The organism is Oligoflexus sp., assembly GCF_035638955.1.
Taxonomy (GTDB): Bacteria; Bdellovibrionota_B; Oligoflexia; order Oligoflexales; family Oligoflexaceae; genus Oligoflexus.
The window spans coordinates 1-4,286 of sequence record NZ_DASQYZ010000402.1 but is presented as its reverse complement, the minus strand read 5'-3'; the positions used below and the strand labels follow the sequence as shown (position 1 = coordinate 4,286).

Below are 4,286 nucleotides of genomic sequence, written 5' to 3'. Positions count from 1 at the left end.
CTGGCGAAGAATGGCCAGAAGTTTGGAAAGCAGTTCATCGATTCGAATCGAGCCTGAAATGGCCTGCGCCGCCCGGGTTATGGCTGTCACGTCCAGGACATCGCCGTGCTGATAGGTCTGGCTGTGGGTGTGAGCGATCGTGCCGTGAAAAGTTTTGTTCAAGGCAGTACTGGTATGGGTCTGGTTCGCTTTGCTAAAGACATTAGGGTGATTTACCAGGAGTTGTTGAAGCTTTCCCATTGCTCCATAAGTTTGATAGAAACCATAGGCAAGTTTCAAATAGGTTTCAGCCAGCCGATGCTGTCTCAGTTCAAGATACATTTCGGCACAGCGGTCAGCAGCGAGGCCGGCGACCCAAAAATAGCTGTATTGCTCGGCAGTGCTGATGGCTTCATCGTAGAGTGCTGTCGCCTTTAGGTACTGCCCTTTGAAAAGCTGCAGTTCCGCTTCAAGAATAAGGGCGAAGTGTTTGAAATTCACGGGAACATCCAATGCCCATTTTCTGAATTTATTGAGTACTGAATGAAGCTTTCGTCGACTGTCGTAATAACGCATGACTTGTTTCTGGTGGAGGGCTGATGCGCATAGACCGAGAAAAAAATTGTAGTAAGCGACCGAAATGGTGCCAACTATCTTGTTAAGTTCACAGTGCTTCAACGACGTAACGGCTTCTTCGTATCGGTTGAATATTACAAACGCCTGTGCTTGAAGCACCAAGTAGGCACTTGCAGTTGACGTTGTTGGATTTTTTTGCATAGCAGTGTCAATAGTCTCTTTCTGCCAGCCGTCTTCTTCACGAAAAACAACAATACTCGACACCTGACCGTTCATGACCTGAAGAAACTGCTGAGCGAAGCAATATGCCGGCTTAGCCGCTTGAGAGATCTTTAGTTTTGTAACTCCCTCCATCTCGGATGTTGATTTTACAAGATCCTGAGTATGAGGGGCGTGGTGTGCAAAATAAAAGAGCCTTGAAGCTCGTGTGCTGTCCAGCCACGTAAACTCTCCACATTGAATAAGAAGTTCTTCCACCTCGACATAGAGGCTAGTACTTTCTTTCACATCTCTCGACCAATGAAGTAGAGCGTAAGTGCTTCCAAACAATGCTTTTGCCAAACGTAGATTGGGTTCGTACGTTTTTCCATATTTCATTCCCAACTCAGCTATTTCAGCAGAATGCATGTTGTTCTGAGTAACGATAAGTGTGAATAGAGCGAGAGTGTTATAAAAGTTACTTGCCCCTTCAGTATTACCTTTTTTCAATATAATTTTGGTTGCATACGCTGTAACAAGGGTAAAGAGGTTTATATCATACTGATATGCATTGTATTGTATACTTTCAAGGACGGAAATGATTAATTTATGCCTCTCGTCATCAACCGGAGGTGAAAGTATTCGTTTACTAAGCAGCTTATGTTTTCGAAGTTTTGCGGCAAGTTGAAGAACTCTCATTGTTTCGATGATACCATGTAGAGCATGAGGCTTGGCTGGAAGGTTGACATTCAAAACCTTCAGCGCCTCAAGTCCGCTCAAACACGCCTTCTCATATTGCCCTGTCATGCCACAGAGTGCTGCTTTTTTCTCATATATCAGAGCCAAGGAATAAGGATCCCCACCTTTGGAAAGAAGCTTTTCAAAAAGCTGCTCTGCCGCCTCGGCATTTTGGTTGCTGTATTCCCCTTCAGCAGCAATCAGCATAAGGTTTTGGTAGGTATCAGAGTGCCCTTCCTCATCGATATCCTCCAAGAGCTTCAAACCGAATCTGGCAAATTTTACAGCACTCCCATAGGAAAGCGATGCCGCAGATTTCCTTGCAGCCAGGAGGTTCAGATTTACGAGATGGCTTCGTTCAGCAGCAACTTCAATGTATTCAAGGCCACCATTATAGAGTTCAGTAATCTGCACGATCAAATTTTTATTCACGTCCTCTTCATTCGAGTGTTTTAAAAGATATATTCCGTAGCGCAGCTTGATTTTCCTTATCTCCTCTTCTGAAAAAAGTGTATGGCAGGCCTGCTGCACTCGATCATGGACGAAACGGTATTTGATCCCTTCATAGGTATCTGGAGATCTCTCCTCACTTGACGCATGTTGAAAGAGAAAAGACGGTCCCTCGTAGACGAGAATATGCTCCTGGCATGGGGCGGCAAGTAAACTTGAGACCTCCTGCAGGCCCTGGCCACTCAATTCAGAGAGAGTTTTGAGATCAAATTCATGGCCTATGCACGCGGCATGAGCCAGGAGCGGAATCACCTCATGGCCGAGACTCTTGATTTTGATGAGGAGGAAATCTATAACATTCGAACTCAGGCCCAGGGAACGAATATTTTCAATGCTCCATTCCCATCGGCCAAGCTTCGCTGAAAAATTGAAGGCCTTTGCATGATAGAGTTGAGTCAGAACTTCATGCACGAAGAACGGGTTACCATGGGTCTTGAGCATGATTTCATGGCAGATATCCCTGGTTTCAGCAACAGATGAGTAAAGACTGTCGGCAATCAATGCCCCCAGATCCGTTTCACTGAGTGGATTCAGACTCACGCGGGCAATATCAAGCCCTGTTTCCGTCAGGTTCTGAAGGCACCGCGTCAGAGGGTGCAGTTGATCAACTTCATTGTCGCGGTAGGCGCCGATAAAGAAAAGATGAGTTCCCTGGCGCCGCTCAAAAATATTCTGGATGAGGCCGAGGGAACCACCGTCAGCCCACTGAAGGTCATCGATGAATATGACAAGGGGATATTCCTTTTGGACAATGGCGACGACAATGGCGTCCAGGGCAAGACGAAAGCGGTTGGCATTGCCGATACTGCCGAGATCCTCAAGTTCGGGCAGATCCCCCAGAATCAGCCCCAATTTAGGTACCAGATCGACTGCAATTCGCGCGTTGTGCCCCAGAGTTTTGAGCAATCTTTCGCGGACCCTGGTCAGCTGAGATTCAGGCAGGGTAAGGAAATGGTCCGCCAGTGATGAGAACGCGCTGATAAAGGCATCATAGGGCGTATCGCGGCTGAATTGATTGAACTTGCCCTTGATAAAGATGCCGCGGCGCCTGAGGAGGGGCTTATGGACTTCATTGATAAGGGTGGATTTGCCGATGCCTGATGCTCCGGAGACAAGAACCATCTGCGCTTCATTGCTGCTGAAGACCTTTTCAAATGCCTCTTCAAGAAGCCTGATTTCCTTCTCCCGGCCATAACACTTCTGACTCACGGAAAAATAGCGAGGCACATCCTTTGTGGCGAGTTGAAAATGGCTCTGCCTCTCCCCCGCGGCCCAGCGCCTTTGGGCCTCCTTGAGATCTGCAATAAGCCCAAAGCCGCTTTGGTAACGGTCCTCGGCCCCTTTGCTGAGGAGCTTGAGGATGATGTCGCTGAGACAGGGAGGAACTTCCCGCCCGGGAGCCTGGGGTGGACGCGGCGTTTCCGATATGTGGGCTGACACACAGGCCAGAGGATCATCCGAAGGAAAGGGCGGCTCTCCGGAGACCAGCTCATAAAGCAAAGCCCCAAGCGAGTAATAGTCGCAGCGATAATCGAGGCTCCGATTCATGCGTCCCGTTTGTTCCGGGGCGATGTACTGAAGGTGACCTTCAAGCTGACTTAGATGCTCGACCTTCGGGTGCTCCCGGGAAAGCAGGGTCGATATTCCAAAATCGATGAGACGGATTTCCTTAAGATCATGAGAGACGAGAATGTTATCGGGGCTGATATCCTTATGGATGATCAGCCTGTCATGAACAAAGTCGATGGCTTCAACCAAGGATATGGCAAGGCTGAAAATCTGTTCGATTTCAAGTGGCGATTTTCTTTCCGGCAAGTGCTGCCGAAGTGAAAGCCCTCTGAACCTTTCCATGACGATGTAAATCCGGTCGGCTTCCTTGATCAGGTCAATGGCCTTCAGGAAAAAAGCGCCTTTCAGAGTGTGAATAAAACTGAACTCCTGCTCCAGGCGAAGTGCTGCCAGACTGTTATTGTGCCTGTCGGGAACGACTTTGAGGACGACCTCCTCCTGCGCATCCGGATCCATACAAACGTAGACCATATTAGGTGAAGAGAAATGGAGAGTTTCAACAATTTGGTATTTACCTAATTTTTCCATATTTCCCACACACTATAAAATGGATTAAAGGCAGTAAGATCTTTATGACTATGCAATATTGTAGCCTGTTTCCGAAATCACCACCAAATGAACATTAGGATTTGTCCATATGCGACCGATTGATTCCGGATTTCGATTACCGAAAAGAGGCTTGGAAGTGGTGGGAGCGTAAATAGGTTAACTCCTGC

The 4,286-nt window shown here is 47.7% G+C and carries 1 protein-coding gene; it reads right to left on the bottom strand.

Annotated features, from left to right (window positions below; genetic code table 11):
• A partial coding sequence (locus tag VE954_RS34520) for an ATP-binding protein (RefSeq protein ID WP_414699056.1) occupies nucleotides 1-4,026 on the bottom strand: 4,026 nt, incomplete at its 3' end.
• Nucleotides 4,027-4,286 lie beyond the last annotated feature (260 nt).